The sequence below is a fragment of the Paenibacillus sp. LPE1-1-1.1 genome, assembly GCF_040676435.1.
Lineage (GTDB): Bacteria > Bacillota > Bacilli > Paenibacillales > Paenibacillaceae > Pristimantibacillus.
In genome coordinates, this window is sequence record NZ_JBEGHY010000012.1 from 1 (window position 1) to 15,344 (window position 15,344).

16 protein-coding genes, 6 tRNA genes and 1 rRNA gene are annotated in these 15,344 nt (G+C 48.9%); 21 read left to right on the forward strand and 2 right to left on the reverse strand.

The genetic code is table 11. From position 1 onward, the window contains the following. The 9 genes from MRBLPE1_RS10585 to MRBLPE1_RS10625 all read left to right on the forward strand — a co-directional run. Nucleotides 1–127: ribosomal RNA gene (locus MRBLPE1_RS10585) — 23S ribosomal RNA — on the forward strand; the annotation flags it as partial. Nucleotides 128–331: 204 nt separating this feature from the next. Next, nucleotides 332–407 (forward strand) — tRNA-His (locus MRBLPE1_RS10590). Nucleotides 408–436: 29 nt separating this feature from the next. Next, a tRNA-Gln gene (locus tag MRBLPE1_RS10595) sits at nucleotides 437–511 on the forward strand. Between the two features lie 7 nt (nucleotides 512–518). Further along, nucleotides 519–593 (forward strand) — tRNA-Gly (locus MRBLPE1_RS10600). Nucleotides 594–600: 7 nt separating this feature from the next. Then, nucleotides 601–674: transfer RNA gene (locus tag MRBLPE1_RS10605), tRNA-Cys, on the forward strand. Between the two features lie 24 nt (nucleotides 675–698). Then, nucleotides 699–775 (forward strand) — tRNA-Arg (locus MRBLPE1_RS10610). 13 nt (nucleotides 776–788) lie between these two features. Beyond that, nucleotides 789–870, forward strand: a tRNA-Leu gene (locus tag MRBLPE1_RS10615). Nucleotides 871–1,083: 213 nt separating this feature from the next. Beyond that, nucleotides 1,084–1,599 (forward strand): GNAT family N-acetyltransferase, encoded by a 516-nt coding sequence (locus MRBLPE1_RS10620; protein WP_364145066.1) that lies wholly within the window; start codon nucleotides 1,084–1,086, stop codon nucleotides 1,597–1,599. 48 nt (nucleotides 1,600–1,647) lie between these two features. After that, nucleotides 1,648–2,232, forward strand: coding sequence for a GNAT family N-acetyltransferase (locus MRBLPE1_RS10625; RefSeq protein WP_364145069.1), 585 nt, complete (start codon nucleotides 1,648–1,650; stop codon nucleotides 2,230–2,232). 41 nt (nucleotides 2,233–2,273) lie between these two features. Here MRBLPE1_RS10625 and MRBLPE1_RS10630 read toward each other — a convergent pair whose 3' ends face one another. Then, complete coding sequence (locus MRBLPE1_RS10630; protein ID WP_364145071.1) at nucleotides 2,274–3,053, reverse strand: RNA ligase family protein; 780 nt, start codon at nucleotides 3,051–3,053, stop codon at nucleotides 2,274–2,276. A 94-nt stretch (nucleotides 3,054–3,147) separates the two neighbouring features. Here MRBLPE1_RS10630 and MRBLPE1_RS10635 point away from each other — a divergent pair, with 94 nt between their 5' ends. The 8 genes from MRBLPE1_RS10635 to MRBLPE1_RS10670 all read left to right on the forward strand — a co-directional run bounded on the left by MRBLPE1_RS10635 (nucleotide 3,148) and on the right by MRBLPE1_RS10670 (nucleotide 9,741). Beyond that, nucleotides 3,148–4,092 carry a hypothetical protein gene (locus MRBLPE1_RS10635; RefSeq protein ID WP_364145074.1) on the forward strand — a complete coding sequence of 315 codons (945 nt, stop codon included), beginning with the start codon at nucleotides 3,148–3,150 and terminating at the stop codon, nucleotides 4,090–4,092. 39 nt (nucleotides 4,093–4,131) lie between these two features. Further along, entirely contained in the window at nucleotides 4,132–4,545 is a 414-nt protein-coding gene (locus tag MRBLPE1_RS10640; protein WP_364145076.1) for a DUF2203 domain-containing protein, read from the forward strand. Between the two features lie 288 nt (nucleotides 4,546–4,833). Continuing rightward, nucleotides 4,834–5,604, forward strand: coding sequence for an IclR family transcriptional regulator (locus MRBLPE1_RS10645; RefSeq protein WP_364145078.1), 771 nt, complete (start codon nucleotides 4,834–4,836; stop codon nucleotides 5,602–5,604). A 114-nt stretch (nucleotides 5,605–5,718) separates the two neighbouring features. After that, nucleotides 5,719–6,408, forward strand: coding sequence for a type 1 glutamine amidotransferase (locus MRBLPE1_RS10650; protein WP_364145080.1), 690 nt, complete (start codon nucleotides 5,719–5,721; stop codon nucleotides 6,406–6,408). A 92-nt stretch (nucleotides 6,409–6,500) separates the two neighbouring features. Beyond that, complete coding sequence (locus tag MRBLPE1_RS10655) at nucleotides 6,501–7,409, forward strand: aldo/keto reductase (RefSeq protein WP_364145081.1); 909 nt, start codon at nucleotides 6,501–6,503, stop codon at nucleotides 7,407–7,409. A gap of 121 nt (nucleotides 7,410–7,530) precedes the next feature. Then, nucleotides 7,531–7,941 (forward strand): VOC family protein, encoded by a 411-nt coding sequence (locus MRBLPE1_RS10660; RefSeq protein WP_364145084.1) that lies wholly within the window; start codon nucleotides 7,531–7,533, stop codon nucleotides 7,939–7,941. Nucleotides 7,942–8,076: 135 nt separating this feature from the next. Then, on the forward strand, nucleotides 8,077–8,520 hold the full coding sequence (locus MRBLPE1_RS10665) for an Rrf2 family transcriptional regulator (RefSeq protein WP_364145086.1): 444 nt from the start codon (nucleotides 8,077–8,079) through the stop codon (nucleotides 8,518–8,520). Between the two features lie 204 nt (nucleotides 8,521–8,724). Next, nucleotides 8,725–9,741, forward strand: a complete 1,017-nt coding sequence (locus MRBLPE1_RS10670; protein WP_364145088.1) for an LLM class flavin-dependent oxidoreductase — start codon at nucleotides 8,725–8,727, stop codon at nucleotides 9,739–9,741. A 121-nt stretch (nucleotides 9,742–9,862) separates the two neighbouring features. Here MRBLPE1_RS10670 and MRBLPE1_RS10675 read toward each other — a convergent pair whose 3' ends face one another. Next, complete coding sequence (locus MRBLPE1_RS10675; protein ID WP_364145090.1) at nucleotides 9,863–10,492, reverse strand: M15 family metallopeptidase; 630 nt, start codon at nucleotides 10,490–10,492, stop codon at nucleotides 9,863–9,865. Between the two features lie 149 nt (nucleotides 10,493–10,641). On the opposite strand from MRBLPE1_RS10675, the gene MRBLPE1_RS10680 reads away from it, so the two are divergent. The 4 genes from MRBLPE1_RS10680 (at nucleotide 10,642) to MRBLPE1_RS10695 (ending at nucleotide 15,343) form a co-directional block, all read left to right on the forward strand. Next, entirely contained in the window at nucleotides 10,642–11,085 is a 444-nt protein-coding gene (locus MRBLPE1_RS10680; protein ID WP_364145093.1) for a MarR family winged helix-turn-helix transcriptional regulator, read from the forward strand. A 59-nt stretch (nucleotides 11,086–11,144) separates the two neighbouring features. Continuing rightward, nucleotides 11,145–12,122, forward strand: a complete 978-nt coding sequence (locus tag MRBLPE1_RS10685) for a ring-cleaving dioxygenase (RefSeq protein ID WP_364145096.1) — start codon at nucleotides 11,145–11,147, stop codon at nucleotides 12,120–12,122. Between the two features lie 200 nt (nucleotides 12,123–12,322). Next, entirely contained in the window at nucleotides 12,323–13,936 is a 1,614-nt protein-coding gene (locus tag MRBLPE1_RS10690) for an S-layer homology domain-containing protein (protein WP_364145099.1), read from the forward strand. Between the two features lie 168 nt (nucleotides 13,937–14,104). Next, the gene (locus MRBLPE1_RS10695) at nucleotides 14,105–15,343 is read left to right on the forward strand and encodes a TraB/GumN family protein (protein ID WP_364145102.1); all 1,239 of its coding nucleotides are present in this window, start codon (nucleotides 14,105–14,107) and stop codon (nucleotides 15,341–15,343) included. Nucleotide 15,344 lies beyond the last annotated feature (1 nt).

The window sequence follows — 15,344 nt, forward strand, 5'->3', positions numbered from 1 at the left end:
AGCCCCCCTCAAGATGAGATTTCCCAGTATGTAAGACCCCTTGAAGACGACGAGGTTGATAGGTTCGGGGTGGAAGCACAGCAATGTGTGCAGCTGACGAATACTAATCGGTCGAGGGCTTATCCTACAAAGTTTGAGAAGCAAACTTACATCGTAAGCATACGCTTAAGTTTGCCCCGGACCCATACATCCGGCAGACAGCAGCTAAAAAGGTTTCAGCAAACCTACCTTTCGTATCCAGTTTTCAGGGCGCAACTTGCTAATGATAGCATTAGCAGTCGACCCACTTTTGTGGGTTTTATTTTTTGTCCAGCACCTGAATAACATCATGGCGGTCGTGGCGAAGTGGTTAACGCATCGGTTTGTGGATCCGACATTCGGGGGTTCAATTCCCCTCGATCGCCCCATTTTTACCAAAACAATGAAGTTATTTTGTTGGGGATTAGCCAAGCGGTAAGGCAACGGACTTTGACTCCGTCATTCTCAGGTTCGATCCCTGAATCCCCAGCCATTTATATGCGGAAGTGGCTCAGCGGTAGAGCATCGCCTTGCCAAGGCGAGGGTCGCGGGTTCGATTCCCGTCTTCCGCTCCATAAACATGGCGCCATAGCCAAGTGGTAAGGCAGAGCTCTGCAAAAGCTCTACCCCTAGTTCGAGTCTAGGTGGCGCCTCCACAATTTTTAGAAGCAACATTATACGTGCCCTTAGCTCAGCTGGATAGAGCGTTTGACTACGAATCAAAAGGCCAGGAGTTCGAATCTCTTAGGGCACGCCATTTTTACTCAAATGCCGATGTGGCGGAATGGCAGACGCGCGCGACTCAAAATCGTGAGGGAAACCGTGGAGGTTCGAGTCCTCTCATCGGCACCATAATGAAAATCCCAAGCTCTTAGGATCCAATGGATCTTAAGGGCTTTTTATATTTTTATCGAACCGATAGGTGGAGCTTAAAAGGAGAGGATAATAGTTGCTTTTTAAAGGGATTTTATGTAAGATGGGTTGATCTTAAAACGCAGAATGAATAACAATAGAAATAAACGATTATAAATGAGCCTATGATTAAGCAGCTAGGAGGGGAAAAGATTGTCTTCTGAACATATCGTAAGTGAACTATCCGAAATATCGGAAAGCGGACTCCAGAGTTTGGCAGGTCTATTGGTCGAGGTTGTCGATGAGGGGGCATCGATCGGTTTTTTGCCTCCGTTAAGTCAAGCAGAAGCGTTTGCTTATTGGACAGGAGCAATGAATGACGATGTTATTTTGTGGATCGTGCAGCGGAATGGGGAGACGGTTGGCTCCGTACAATTGCATTTGTGCTCGCGGCCAAATGGAATGCACCGCGCCGAAATTGCAAAGCTCATGGTCCATCCCAAAGCTCGCCGAAAAGGAATAGGACGTATGCTGATGACGGCTGCCGAAGAGAGGGCGAAATTGGAAAACCGCAGCCTGCTTGTGCTAGATACACGGGCTGATGATCCCTCTAATCTGCTATATCGTACAATGGATTACATTGAAGCAGGACGGATCCCTCAATATGCCAAATCCGCAGACGGAGAGCTCCATGATACCGTCTATTACTACAAAAAACTGACGCTGTAACAGGATAGCAACGAAGCAACATCAGCTGTAATAGGAGGCTTACCCGAGATGAGTGATTCGCATGCCAACCCCTTGCTTTTATCTGTGCCTGAAAGCTTTGAAAGCAGCCGTCTCCTTATCCGAGCGCCGTTATGGGGAGATGGTGCTAAGCTAAATGAGGCGGTTAAGGAAAGCAGAGCGGAACTATTGCCCTGGATGCCATGGGCAGAGCATAGCCCGACCCTCGACGAATCCGAAATGGTGATTAGGAGATCTAGAATCAGGTATCTGGAGCGTTCGGATCTGATGCTGCTGCTTTTTCTAAAAGAAACGGGGCAATTAATCGGGAGCAGCGGCCTTCATCGGATCGATTGGCAGGCACGGAAATTTGAAATCGGCTATTGGGTACGAACCGCATTTGGCGGAAATGGCTACATCTCGGAGGCGGTTGAAGCGATCACTCAATTTGCGGTACATGAGTTAGACGCTAACCGTGTTGAAATACGCTGTGACTCTCGAAATGTTCGAAGCGCGAGAATTGCGGAGCGAAGCGGCTTCACCTTAGAAGGAATCCTTCGCAAGGAAAAATGTGATGCCGCGGGCTCGCTCCGGGATACCATGATATTTTCGATAGTAAAATCGATCGAGTATTAATATATCGGAAATAAAGCGAGGGCACCGCAAGCATTAATATCTTATTTCCTAAATGTCCGCTCGTAGTCCTCAAAACGAATTTTTCGAATGTGCTTCCGATCTGATGAGCGGGCAATGATTCCTTCCGACTTCCCTGATGCATCAATGCCTACCTTTGTTTGCTCGAAACTTTGTAAGAAGGCGTAGGTATCCTCGAGTGTCTTAGGGAAGTTGGAGCCTTGTTCTGTTGCTAATAGCGGGGCATAGGCCAAGCCGAAAGCTTGAATAAACCGCAGCTTCTCGTCCTCGTTATAAAAAGGCTGATTCCCGTGATCACGCCATTCCGCTATTTTCTCCTGGGGCAAAGACAACAAATGGTTAAGCTCGTTTTGCGATAGTGAAAATACATCGAAAAATCGATAGTCCTGTGTTTTGTTGTCCGTATACTGTTTAGCGGCCTTCGTCTTGCCGCCGTAGGATTCCTGATAAATGACGGTAAGCGCCCAATCATTTTCTGAAAATACAGCAGGTAGCAGCTTATCGGCGATAGGCTTCAAAAACTCCGCTATGCCGCCGTATGGATTACCGATCCGGTCTCCTTTTGCGTATAAGAGCTCTTCCCTGGAGCCAATCAAATAATCGATTTCATTAATATCATTTTTGAAAAATATCACTCTCGCATTTTCACCGTCAACTTTTTCATAAACGTATATGCGGTCCGATTCATGGAGAAAGCCTTTTTCCTCGGACAGCGACTCCGTTAATCGGCCTTTCTCGCCTAATTTATGATAAGTAAGGATACTCGGGTATTTGGTTAAAGAGTTTATTTTTTTAAGATCCACGCGCTTCATCTCCCAAAACAGCAATAGTGTGTAATTCGTTATCAAATAGGGTAGTCCTTTTTAATGCGTAAAACTTTATAAAGGAGCGAGTGATGTGCATAAAGAAAAGCCGCATAACCTTCAAAGAATTATTCGGGAATTGGGTCAAGAGAAGATGATAGAGTTATTGACGGATCAAATCCCGGCATCGGATTTAAACAGTCTGCTGCTTGAAGTGTTCAGAGAAAAAACAATGCAAGCAAGCCCTAAAGAGCTGCTTAAAAAATATGAAGCCAATCGATTTGTACAGCCGGCTGCCGTTCATCCCTTGGCGCTCAAGCAGCTGGAAATCGATATGTTGAACATTGCGCAGAGCCAGTCGTTTGCTCCAATTCAGCTATCGCCTACGGCACCGCTAGGATCCTGCTCCGTTGTGGCCGCGGTTGATCAGAATAAAATTATTTCTGCCTTAAGAGGAACGGAGGTCGTTGCCGATGCAACGAATTTGTTGGCCCTGCATATTGCCCATTTGATCAAAACAGGGAAAGAAGATAATCGGAACGAATTCATTCGTTTCAGTACGACCCACAGGCATGTGAGAGCGCAAAGCATGGGAAACGCCCCAGGTATGCTGCCTCATTTTCATGTGTTTTGTTTGGTTACGTCAGGGAAGGACCAAGGCTCTTATTCGTTTGAAAAGCAAGCCTTCTGGGAGCATGTTTATGTATATAAATCACTCTTTCAAGTCTTGTTTCAGGCTGACCTGGAGATAATACTCAGCACTCGCAGCGGATATAAAGATACGGATGGTCTCCTTGAACAGATCATTCAGTACGGACATGACCAATCGATAGAGACTAAGCTTTCCGTTGTCGAGGTTAGCGAAGAGAATCAATATTATAAAGGACTTCAATTTACGATTAGAACGGTCATAAACGGCATGATTATGAACATTGGAGACGGTGGCTTTGTAGATTGGCCGGCTCAGCTCTTAGGCAACAAGAAAGAACGGATGCTGATCAGCGCCATTGGATTAGACAGGCTTTTGCCAATAGGGTAGGATATAAAAAAGCGCAATCGGAGAAGGAGTGAAAACAGGATGGGAAACCGAACCTTTACACTAAGCGAAGCCAACGAACTGCTTCCGGAGCTGCAAGAGGATTTGCGACAGCTGCAGCAATTAACGGCAACGTTTGAGGATAAATACGTGGAATACCAGAAGGAGAAAGCGGCTTTTGAGCAAGCTTCGGCTTCTGCCCAAGGCGGGAAGGATCCTTTTTTTGAACAGGAGAGCCAGCTGGAATTCATGAAGATGGAGGCGGACCTGTTAATTGATAATTTCTCGCGAAAAGGCGTGCTCTTGAAAATGATCAACCCCGGGCTGATTGATTTCCCGGCGGTACTGAATGGAGAGGAAATTCTGATTTGCTGGAAAGAAGGAGAAGAGCAAATCAGCCATTATCATGGCTTGCATGACGGGTTTGTCGGCAGAAAACCGTTTCCTCATGAATAAAAAAAGATAAGCGAGTCCCGCAGATGAAGCAGCGGGACTCTTTGGTTTAAATTATGGTCATTGTAATCAAAGCTCAAATCCGCGGCCTGCTTCTGGGTCATTTCTACGTTCGAAGAAACGAGAAAGCCATCATTGTTTTTAGCTGGATTATTTCTTCCGGTTTATAATCGAATAAAGTAATATACAGTAAAAATCCTCCGATGCCGAGGGCAGCGGTTTTTCTACTGGAAATCATGTTACGGCATGGGGCACTAGTTAATTTTTATAGGATAAGAGAGGAGAGCCGCGATGTCAGGCGTCATTTCGAAAGCGATACAGCTGCTTGATCTTCTGCTTCCCCAAGGGAAGGAGAAAGAATTAAGCGTCACGGAAATGAGCAGGGAGCTGGACATGCCCGTGCAAAGCGTACACCGCATATTAGGCTCCTTAATGGAGCATGGCTTTGTCGCTCAGAACGCAAAGACGAAGAAGTACAAGCTGGGCTTGTCCATTATGAAATATGGCTTCCTCATGTGGGATAGCCTGATGCTGCGAACGGTAGCGAGGCCCTTTATGGAGGAGCTTTCCCAGAAAACGAAAGAAACGGTCTATTTGGCAACCCGTGAAAATGCGGAGGGCGTTTATATCGATTCGGTCGACTCCCCGCAAATTTTGAAAATATCGGAGCCAATCGGGCTTAAGCTTCCCTTATTTATCGGCGCATCCAATCGGGTAATCCTTGCGTATCTGCCAAGAAAAACACAAGAAGCCATCCTGGCTGAGATCGAATGGGAAACAGTTCCTTCATTAAAGCCGTTGTCGAGGGAGTACATAGAAGAAGAGATTTTAACGATTTATAAACAAGGCTATGCCGTTACGGAAGGTGAGGCGACGGAGGGGACGACTGGTATAGCCGCCCCGATTTTTTCGTATGAGAACAGGGTAATCGGTTCCTTGAACGTGGCAGGTCCTACTCTGCGTTTTACTGCGGATACGACAGAGAAAAATAGTATGCTCGTCAAAAAATACGCGGACTTGATTTCAGATGAGCTTGGTTACCGCCATAAGCTTAATAGGTAATTTTTTTTGATCACTATCCCACTATTCGGGAAAGAGTTATTACGTCTATCGAATATCGAGATTATAATAATCCTCAATAAGCGCTGCCGGCGTATATTGGAGGAGTAGGAAACGATGAATATTGTTGCTTTTAAACATTTTGATTTCGATGATGAATATGCGTTTCGTTCCTGGGCGGGCTTGAGGGGACATCGACTGGAATTGCGAGATCCCTCAGCGGGAATCAATGAGGAATGGATGCATGATTTGGATTTGCTCATTATTTGCGGCGGGCCGATGAGCGTGTATGAAGAGGATCGTTATCCGTGGCTTATTCGCGAGAAGCAATTTGTGCAGCAGGCCATGCAGCTAGGAAAGAAAGTGCTGGGCATCTGCTTTGGCGCTCAAATGATCGCCGAATTGTTAGGCAGTCCCGTACACCGAAACGAATATAAGGAAATTGGCTGGCATGTGATCCATCGCACGGAGGAGCGGCATTCCTGGCTTGCCGGTTTGCCTGAGGAGTTTACGTCGTTTCAGTGGCATGGCGATACGTTCGCGCTGCCAGAGGATGCGCGGCTTCTCGCTTATTCGGAGGCGTGCAAGGTGCAGGCTTTTGCCTATGGCGAACATGTGCTGGGTCTGCAATTCCATTTGGAGACGACGCCGGCTTGCATGGAAACGATGTTTGAGCATTGGTCCTCGGAGCTGATCGAGGCGCCGTATATTCAGACGGCGGAGCAAATTCGCGGAAGGTTTGAATTAAGCGGGCAATCTCATAAGGCGCTTCACCTCATTTTGGATCAGATCAGCTTGAGCCGGTAATGAAGGCTTGGACATCATATTTATTTTGAAAATTGGAGCTTACGCGAATATAATGGAAATAAATGTAGGGAAACGAAGGGAGCCGCTGAGGCATGAAACGCAATCGTTTGGGAAAGTCGGAGCTCTACGTTAGTGAAATCGGCCTTGGCTGTATGTCGCTCGGCAAAGACAAGGGAAAAGCGGCTGCCCTCATCCATGAAGCGATGGATAAAGGGATTAATTTTTTGGATACGGCGGATCTCTATGACGAAGGCTTGAATGAGGAAATCGTAGGCGAGGCTGTTCGCGGCAGGCGTTCGGATGTAGTCATCGCAACGAAGGTCGGCAATCGGTGGGAGCCAGGCAAGGAGGGCTGGTCCTGGGACCCGTCAAAGGCGTACATCAAGTCGGCTGTCAAAGACAGCTTGAGAAGGCTGCAAACGGACTATATCGATTTATACCAGCTGCATGGCGGTACGCTTGAGGATCCGATCCCGGAAACGATTGAGGCATTCGAGGAGCTGAAGCAAGAAGGACTCATTCGCTATTACGGCATTTCTTCCATCCGCCCGAACGTGATTAGGGAATATGCGGAGCGGTCGAATATCGTCAGCGTAATGAGCCAATACAGCATTTTGGACAGAAGGCCCGAGGAGCAGGTGCTGCCGCTGCTCGCGGAGAAGGGTATCAGCCTTATCGCCCGCGGACCGGTCGCGAAAGGGATTTTAACCGAAGCCGGCGCAGCGAAGGAAGCGAAGGGTTATTTGGATTATGACAAGAAAGAGCTGGCGGCTTTGCGGGCCGCATTAAGCGAAGCTGGGGGAAACTCGCGTGGCCTCGCGCATAGGGCCATTCGATACGCGTTAGCAAATCCCGCGGTAGCGACTGTTATTCCGGGAGCAAGCTCATTGGAACAGCTGCTGCACAATATTGCGGCAGGCGATGCGGAGGAGCTGACGGCAGCCGAATTAGAGGCCATTCGCAGGTTGAGCAAAAGCAATCGCTATGAGCAGCACCGTTAGCACTGCTAGAACCGTTAGCTGTTAGATAAATCCCGTTCATGAAAAAAAATAGCCGACGAATCGGGCATCATAAATAGAATAAATAAGCGTTGAACCCAAAATAAAAGGGAGATGCTAAACCATGATAAAACGAATCGAATGTGCGTATGTGCCCGTATCCAATGTGGAGAAGTCGGCAGCTTGGTATGAGCAGGTGCTCGGCATGCGCTTGCGTTCTCCGCTGGAACCGGGACGCGGGGCTATTATGGAGATGGAGGAGGGCGGCTGGCTGTTCCTTCTGCCGAGTCCCGATATGACGCCGCTTACTTTCTCGACGACCGCCTGGGCGGAAGACGGGCAAGACTTTGAGATGTTCCCGCTATGCTTTGAAACGGATAAGATACATAATCTGCATGCCTCACTGAAGGAAGCTGGAGCATGGGTGGAACAGGAATTACGGAATGAAGGCAGCTGCGGGCTGCAGCTTAACTTCAAGGATCCGGACGGCAACAAATATCAAGCGTGGCAGCAGCCGGCGAATCCAGCGGAATAGGCCGTGATTGGCATAAGACAGAGAGAAGGTCTGTACCAGGGCCTTCTCTCTGTGCTATGCTAAGAGAGGAAGGTTTGACTTTATCAACTGTATGCAATAAAATTACAGTATCCTTCTTGAGAGGGAGATGCAGCGATGAATAGTGAATTTACGGTAGCGGTTCACAGCTTAGTGCTGTTAGCCTATTTGCCTGATCATATGGCCAGCAGCGAGACGATTGCTCGCAACGTATCCACGAATCCAACGCGGATTCGCAAAATTATGAGCACGCTGCGGAAGCACGGGTTTGTGAAGACAAAGGAAGGCATCGGCGGCGGCTATATTTTGGACTGCGAGCCGGATGAGGTAACGCTTGCTCAAATCTATCAAGCGCTATCCGGCGGCACATTGAAGCCGCATTGGTGTTCGGGGAATCCGGACGAGGATTGCCTGGTATCCGCGAATATTCAAGGCGTCATGGATCATTTCTTCTATGAGGCAGAGCAGCATTATGTGGCCTACCTTGAGAGAAATACGCTTCAAACCGCTTTGGATAAAATCCGGAAATGCCAGCAGCAGCAAAAGGCTCAGCAGCCGTAACACCTAGTGACACCACGAACAATCCCAAGCAACGGCGGTAATCATGCTGGCTGGCCGCACCTTACCGCTTATTGAACGCGATATTCAAAACGAGTGATTTGAATTTTTCTATGCAATATGTATCTAATATTCATACAGTTGACGGAGCGTTTTTTGGATTGAAGCAGCTCCGATTATTACGTTATAACGAAAAGGATGAGTGCCATGTCAGAGTATACCCGTACCAATTCTTCATTTCAAATCCCGTTATCGGTTCTGGATGTCTCTCCGATCGTTGCAGGCGGCTCTGTGGCCGAATCCCTAAGCCATACTTTAGATCTCGCCCAGCATGCGGAAAGATGGGGCTATAACCGTTATTGGCTTGCGGAGCACCATAACGCGCCAAGCATTGCTAGTTCAGCTACATCCATCGTGATCGGCCATGTAGCGGCAGGAACGTCAACGATCCGCGTAGGGTCAGGCGGCATCATGCTGCCGAATCATGCGCCGCTCGTTATCGCGGAACAGTTCGGTACGCTTGAATCCTTATTCCCTGGCCGGATTGATTTAGGCCTTGGCCGCGCGCCGGGCACGGATGGGCTTACCGCAGTTGCTCTTCGAGGGAACAGAGGCGGCAACGGCCATGACTTCCCTGAGAAATTGGCGGAGCTGCGTGCTTTTCTTGATCCATCCAGCGCGGAAGTAGGCATGCCCGTCCGGGCTATTCCCGGCGAAGGATTGGATATTCCGATTTGGCTGCTCGGCTCGAGTGATTTCAGTGCGCTGCTGGCAGCTCAGCTCGGCCTGCCATTCGCTTTCGCAGGCCATTTCTCGCCGACCTTTACGGTTCCAGCCATGAATTTATATCGAAGCAGCTTCAAGCCGTCAGCTGTGCTTGATAAACCGAAAGGCATGGTTGCGGTTAATATAGTAGCAGCAGACACCGATGAAGAGGCGGCTTATTTGGCGACTTCCATGCAGCAGCTGTTCTTATCTTTTATTCGAAACACGCGCGGACCCCTGCCGGCACCGGTTCATGATATGGATACCGTGTGGACGCCGCAGGAGAAAATTGCCCTGCAGCAGCAGCTGGGTTCTTCCATCGTTGGGGGACCGGATACCGTCCGCAGCAAGCTGAAGCAGTATATCGAAGCGACGAAGTCCGATGAGATTATGATTGCTGCCCATATCTTTGATCATAAAGCGCGTTTGCGTTCTTATGAAATCATAGCGGATCTTTGAAAATAGGTACTGGTTTATTTACTATCGCCCTCCGTGCGAGTACTTATGCGCAGCGGTAAGGCGGAGGAACTGAAAAAAAGAGTGCGGACCACACCGGTCCGCACTCTTTTTAATTGAAAGCCTATTCTGAAGCCGGACGATGCCCATTGCGAAGCTGGCGTATGGAGAAGCCAAAATCCATTTGGAGATGAGGATAATCGGGAAAGTTCTCCCAATCCCCGCCCCAGGAGAAGCCCAGCCCTTTGGCGATCTCGACGACCTCCATCCAATCGGCTTGCCCGTTTTTGTTGCCGTCATATTCCATATCCCATACGACCTCGCCCTTCTTGGTGCGAAGCGCGAAATCTATGGCGAGGCCATAGTTATGATACGAATGACCGCCTTGTACCTGCGTAACGACCTTGCCTTCCGTCGTTCGCCCTTTGGCATATATCGCGTTTTGCTCGTCAATGGAGCGGAAGCCGTCCGTTATGAGGATGGTAATTCCGGCTTTGCCAGCTTCGGCAATCAGTTCGGTTTGCTTGGCAAACACGACCGGATGAAGCTCCGTTACAGGAGGAGCGGGCGTAATATCGATCTCTGGCACATACGGCTCGAAGGTTAAAATGGCTTTCCATATCAGAACAGCGGAGAGCGCTAAAATAATGAATAGCAGCAGCCGGTTTCGTTTACGTTTATTTTTTGCCGCGAGGTCCAGCTGTGTCCGCCCAATCGGAAGCGGCTGATCAGTGAAATGATTTCGTTCCAGCATGTAAAATCTCCTTACCGTTTGTATCCGCTTATCTTATCATATTGTTAAACGCGTTACCCTAGTCCAGGGTAGGGGATTAGTCACAATCGTTGACATTTTATCAGTTTAGGTCTAAACTGATAACAAGAACGAAAGCAAGAGGTGGTTATATGGATCAACAAGATTCGGAAACCTTCTTATCGAAACGCGATGAACGATTAGGCTTAATGATATGGTTTCGCTTATCGCGGGTTTATAATCACAGCCTGCGAGAAACGCATCAGCATTTGAAAAAGTGGGGATTGTCCGCTGCGCAGTTTGATATCCTAGCGCAGGTAGGGGCGCATGGCCGGCTCACACAGCAGCAGCTGGCGGATAAGCTATTTGTCACCAAAGGAAATATTACGCAGCTGCTTGGCAAGCTTGAAGAGCTGGGATATATCGAGCGCGAGCAAGCTTGGAAAACCAAATACGTTTCGTTAACGGGAAAGGGCAAAGCGCTGTTCGATGAAGCCGTTCCCGTTCAAGAGCAGTTTCAGGCCTCGCAATACCATGCGCTTAATCGCGAAGAGAAGAGGCAGCTGCTCGAATTATTAAAGAAAATACAGGGTTAATGGTAAACGTCATAAAAAAAGCGTATAAGCTTTACTAAATATTGAGGGAGGTTGTTCTTATGCAACTCAAAGGAATTCACCACGTATCCGCTATTACGGGCACAGCTGCAGGAAATTTTGATTTTTATACGCAGCTGCTGGGCCTTCGTTTGGTCAAAAAAACCGTTAACCAGGACGAGACTTCGGTTTATCATTTATTTTACGGGGATGAGAAGGGAAATCCGGGGACAGAGCTGACGTTCTTCGAATTTCCTATGACCGGCAGAAACCGCGCCGGAACAAGCAGCATTTCTTCACTGTCGCTCCGGGTGTCAAACGATGCCGCGCTTCGGTATTGGAAGGAGCGCTTTGTGCAGTTCAGCGTCGATCATGACGATATCGTTGAACGTGCCGGACGTAATACGCTTGCTTTCCGGGATTTTGAAGGACAGCGGCTTGTCCTTGTATCCGATGAGCATAACGAAGGCGTTAAGGGCGGTATTCCTTGGGAAAAAAGCGCGGTACCGGCTGAATACGGCATTCTCGGACTTGGCCCGGTACAGCTGACAGTCCAAAACCCAGAGCCTACCGTGCTCGTTCTGACTCAGCTTATGGGCTTCCGTGAAAAAGGCAAATACCCGTCTACGATTGCCGGGCAACCGGATATCGTCGTGTTCGAGACCGGCGAAGGCGGCAGCGGCGCAGAAGTTCATATCGAGGAACGGCATGATCTGCCGCGTGAACAGCAAGGCCACGGCGGTGTGCATCACGTAGCGTTCCGGGTTGATAACGATGAGGAGCTGCGCGAGTGGATCGAGCATATACGCGGAGTCCGCATTCCGAATTCCGGTTTCGTAGACCGCTATTATTTCCGGTCGCTGTACTTCCGCGAGCCGAACGGCATTTTGTTCGAGCTTGCCACTGACGGTCCCGGATTCGATACGGACGAGGACATTAACCACTTGGGAGAGTCGCTTGCGCTGCCTCCATTCCTCGAACCGCAGCGTGCGCAAATCGAGTCGAGGTTAAAACCGCTTCAAACCAAATCGAACGAATAAGCGATAACGCCCAAAAAAAAGACGACCGTCCCCGCTTGGCAAAGGGGAGCGGTCGTTTTTAATAGGATAGTAACAGGTTTTGCCGCCAAACGCCAAAGGACGGTGGCAGCCGTTTACGCTTGACCTGCCAATAATTTAGCAGTGAGGAATAGTAGAAAGTTTGATATGCTTCGAGGATTGATCTCTTTAGGAGGGTACTCGTGAAGCATATTTTTAATAGATTCGTAGTTGCGGCATTTGTACTGTTAAGCATGTTCTCAGCTTCGGTGCATACGGTTGCCGCGCAAAGCCAGCTGCCTTTCGATGATATAGCAAGCAGCTATGCAAAGCAGGAAATCATAGATTTATACGATAAAAAAATATTAACGGGAACGTCAGGGCGCAGCTTCTCTCCAGCCGCGTCAATGACGAGAGCCGAGTTTGTTACGGTGCTGGACCGGCTGCTTGGACTCGAGCAGGTCGTGAGCCCGATCACTCCGTTCACCGATGTAGCGAAGAAGGCTTGGTATTACGGCTGGATCCAAGCCGCCGTGCAGCTGGGCATAGCGGATGGCGTAAGCGCTAGCCTCTTTGCGCCGGCTAAGCCTGTTTCAAGGCAGGAGGCTGCCGTCTTATTGTCCCGGATATTGAAAAAACAGAATAAAGATACCGATGTAACAACGAGTTTTGCCGATGATGCCCGTATTGCGGCTTGGGCTCGACCATCCGCGGCAGCCGTGCGCAGCCTTGGACTTATGCAGGGTGACAGCAATGGATTTTTCCGACCGGAAGATCCGATAACGAGGCAGGAAACGGCTGTCATGATTCATCGGGTGCTGCAAAACGTAAAGTGGGCAGCAGAGCTTGCATCCAAGCCGAAGGAATCCATAAAACTCGGCTGGCAATATGCCCAGACGACGCAGCAATACGAAAACAATATTTTGCAATCCAACGTGAATACCTTGTCTCCTCGTTGGTTCTTTATCGAAGCTTCAGGTGAGCTGTCCGATCACGCGGATCCTTCTTTGACGGCATGGGCCAAGAAGCACAATAAAAAGGTTTGGGCGCTTGTCGGCAACCGGTCCAACCGAGATATGACCCATCAGCTGTTGTCCAAATCCGCTTCACGAACCACCTTGGTTTCAAAGCTGGCGGCCTATGCCAAAAAATACGGCATTGACGGGCTTAACATTGACTTTGAAAATGTTGCCCCGCAGGACCGCGCGGCGCTAACCGCATTTGCAACGGAATTAGCGAAGAAGCTGAAGGCCATGAACGTCACGCTTTCGATAGACGTTTCGCCTGACCGCGGGACGGATTGGACGGATGCGTTCGATTATGCAGCGCTTGGCGCGCAGGCGGACTATATCGTATTGATGGGCTATGACGAGCATTGGGGCGGAAGCCCGGAAGCGGGTCCAAATGCTTCCTTGGGCTTTGATGAAGCGGCAGTCAACAAGCTGGTCAAAGCAGTTCCTCGCGAAAAGGTGATTTTGGCGCTGCCTTTTTATAATCGCGATTGGGATTTGAAGAAGGACGGAAGCGTAGAAGCCTCTGAATTCATTACGCTGGGTCAGCAAAATACAATCATGGGCAAGTATGCGATTAAGCCTAAATGGGATGCGAAATTAGGTCAGTATACGGCTGCTTATATGAAAAATGGCGTGAAACATCAAATTTGGGTAGAGGACGGACGCTCCTTAACAGCGAAATACAAGCTGGCTGCAGAAGCTAAGCTAGCAGGCTTAGCCTACTGGTATATTGGCGTGGAAAGTCCGGATATATGGGTAAGCATGAGAAACGCGGACCGGTTTTTGGGTTATCGTTTTTTATAACGCTGGCGTCTGTTAAAAAGAACCGCATTATAGGCGATAAATTGGAAAAGCCGCAACGAAAACTAGTTTCGTATTTTCCGAACTGGCATTTGCGCGGCAATGGTATGTAAAATATGGAATGAGAGAGTGGTGCATAACATCGGTTGAAGAAGGGGAGAGAATCCGTTCATGAAAAAGCTATCATCATTATTTCTAACATTAGCACTATTATTTTCATTCGTTTCAGCCGTTCAAGCAGAAGCTAAGCCTATTACCGTATGGGTAGAGGACGAGCAGGTCCAACTGGGCGCCCTCCAGCCTATCATGGAAAAGGGGACAACCCTGGTCCCCGCAAAGCTGCTGCTGCAAAAGCTTGATTTCCAAGTCACATGGGATCAGAAGAACAAGGTCATTACCGGCAAGAAGGAAGGACTCGTTCTTTTATTACAAATCGATAATCTGGGAGCCATGGTTAACGAGACGGAGCAAGGCTTGCTCGCTGCTCCTAAGCTCGTGAAAGGGACCGCCTATATTCCTTTGCGTTCGGTAAGCGAGGCAGCCGGCTATGAGGTTACCTGGAATAAGGAGCAGCGGTCGATTTCCCTGCAGGCGAAAGAACCGAGCCGCGGCTTCCTATGGAAGGTTGAAAAGGCGGGAAGCACCGTATATTTGCTAGGCTCGATACATATTGCGAATGAAGCGATGTATCCGCTGCGTCCAGAAATTCAGGATGCTTATGAAGCGTCAGACTATCTCGTAGTAGAGGCTGATATTTCAAAAATGAATAACGAGGACGTCCAAAAGCTGGTTATGGATTTAAGCGTCTACAAGGATAACACCACGCTTAAAGACCATATTTCGGACGAAGCCTACAAGAAGCTGGGCGAAATTTTGAAAGAAAACGGTGCGGCAGAGAATGCTCTCGATACCTATAAGGCATGGAGCGTTTCTTCTACCATCGATTTTCTTGCGACATCGCAAGCAGGCTATGATGCGGGAATCGGGATCGACGCGCATTTCCTGGAGCAGTCCAATGCATACAAAAAGCCGATACTCGAATTGGAGTCCATCGAATACCAGCTTCGATTGTTCGATGGTTTCTCGGACAAGCTGCAGGAGGAAATGGTGAATGCTTCGATCGAAAACTATTATGCGGAAGATTCCGGTATCGATGCGCTTACGGATATGTGGGTGACCGGCGACGAGAAGCAGCTGCTCGAGCTGACCGAAGCTACATCGGCGAACGAAGAGTTTAATCAAGCGCTGCTGACTGACCGGAACGCTCCAATGGTCGAGAAAATTACGGGTTATTTGAACGACGCCGCGAATAAAACTTATTTTGTGGTCGTGGGTGCTGCCCACATGCTGGGCGAGAACGGCATCGTTCCGCTGCTGGAGGAAAAGGGCTTTACGGTTACGCGCCAATAGC

What these genes read in the sequence shown, in the direction of transcription:
- MRBLPE1_RS10660 (WP_364145084.1), top strand. Translation starts at nt 7,531, where the DNA reads ATGATAAAACGAATCGAATGTGCGTATGTGCCCGTATCCAATGTGGAG.
- MRBLPE1_RS10665 (WP_364145086.1), top strand. Translation starts at nt 8,077, where the DNA reads ATGAATAGTGAATTTACGGTAGCGGTTCACAGCTTAGTGCTGTTAGCC.
- MRBLPE1_RS10645 (WP_364145078.1), top strand. Translation starts at nt 4,834, where the DNA reads ATGTCAGGCGTCATTTCGAAAGCGATACAGCTGCTTGATCTTCTGCTT.
- MRBLPE1_RS10670 (WP_364145088.1), top strand. Translation starts at nt 8,725, where the DNA reads ATGTCAGAGTATACCCGTACCAATTCTTCATTTCAAATCCCGTTATCG.
- MRBLPE1_RS10695 (WP_364145102.1), top strand. Translation starts at nt 14,105, where the DNA reads ATGAAAAAGCTATCATCATTATTTCTAACATTAGCACTATTATTTTCA.
- MRBLPE1_RS10625 (WP_364145069.1), top strand. Translation starts at nt 1,648, where the DNA reads ATGAGTGATTCGCATGCCAACCCCTTGCTTTTATCTGTGCCTGAAAGC.
- MRBLPE1_RS10640 (WP_364145076.1), top strand. Translation starts at nt 4,132, where the DNA reads ATGGGAAACCGAACCTTTACACTAAGCGAAGCCAACGAACTGCTTCCG.
- MRBLPE1_RS10685 (WP_364145096.1), top strand. Translation starts at nt 11,145, where the DNA reads ATGCAACTCAAAGGAATTCACCACGTATCCGCTATTACGGGCACAGCT.
- MRBLPE1_RS10650 (WP_364145080.1), top strand. Translation starts at nt 5,719, where the DNA reads ATGAATATTGTTGCTTTTAAACATTTTGATTTCGATGATGAATATGCG.
- MRBLPE1_RS10675 (WP_364145090.1), bottom strand. Translation starts at nt 10,492, where the DNA reads ATGCTGGAACGAAATCATTTCACTGATCAGCCGCTTCCGATTGGGCGG.
- MRBLPE1_RS10680 (WP_364145093.1), top strand. Translation starts at nt 10,642, where the DNA reads ATGGATCAACAAGATTCGGAAACCTTCTTATCGAAACGCGATGAACGA.
- MRBLPE1_RS10655 (WP_364145081.1), top strand. Translation starts at nt 6,501, where the DNA reads ATGAAACGCAATCGTTTGGGAAAGTCGGAGCTCTACGTTAGTGAAATC.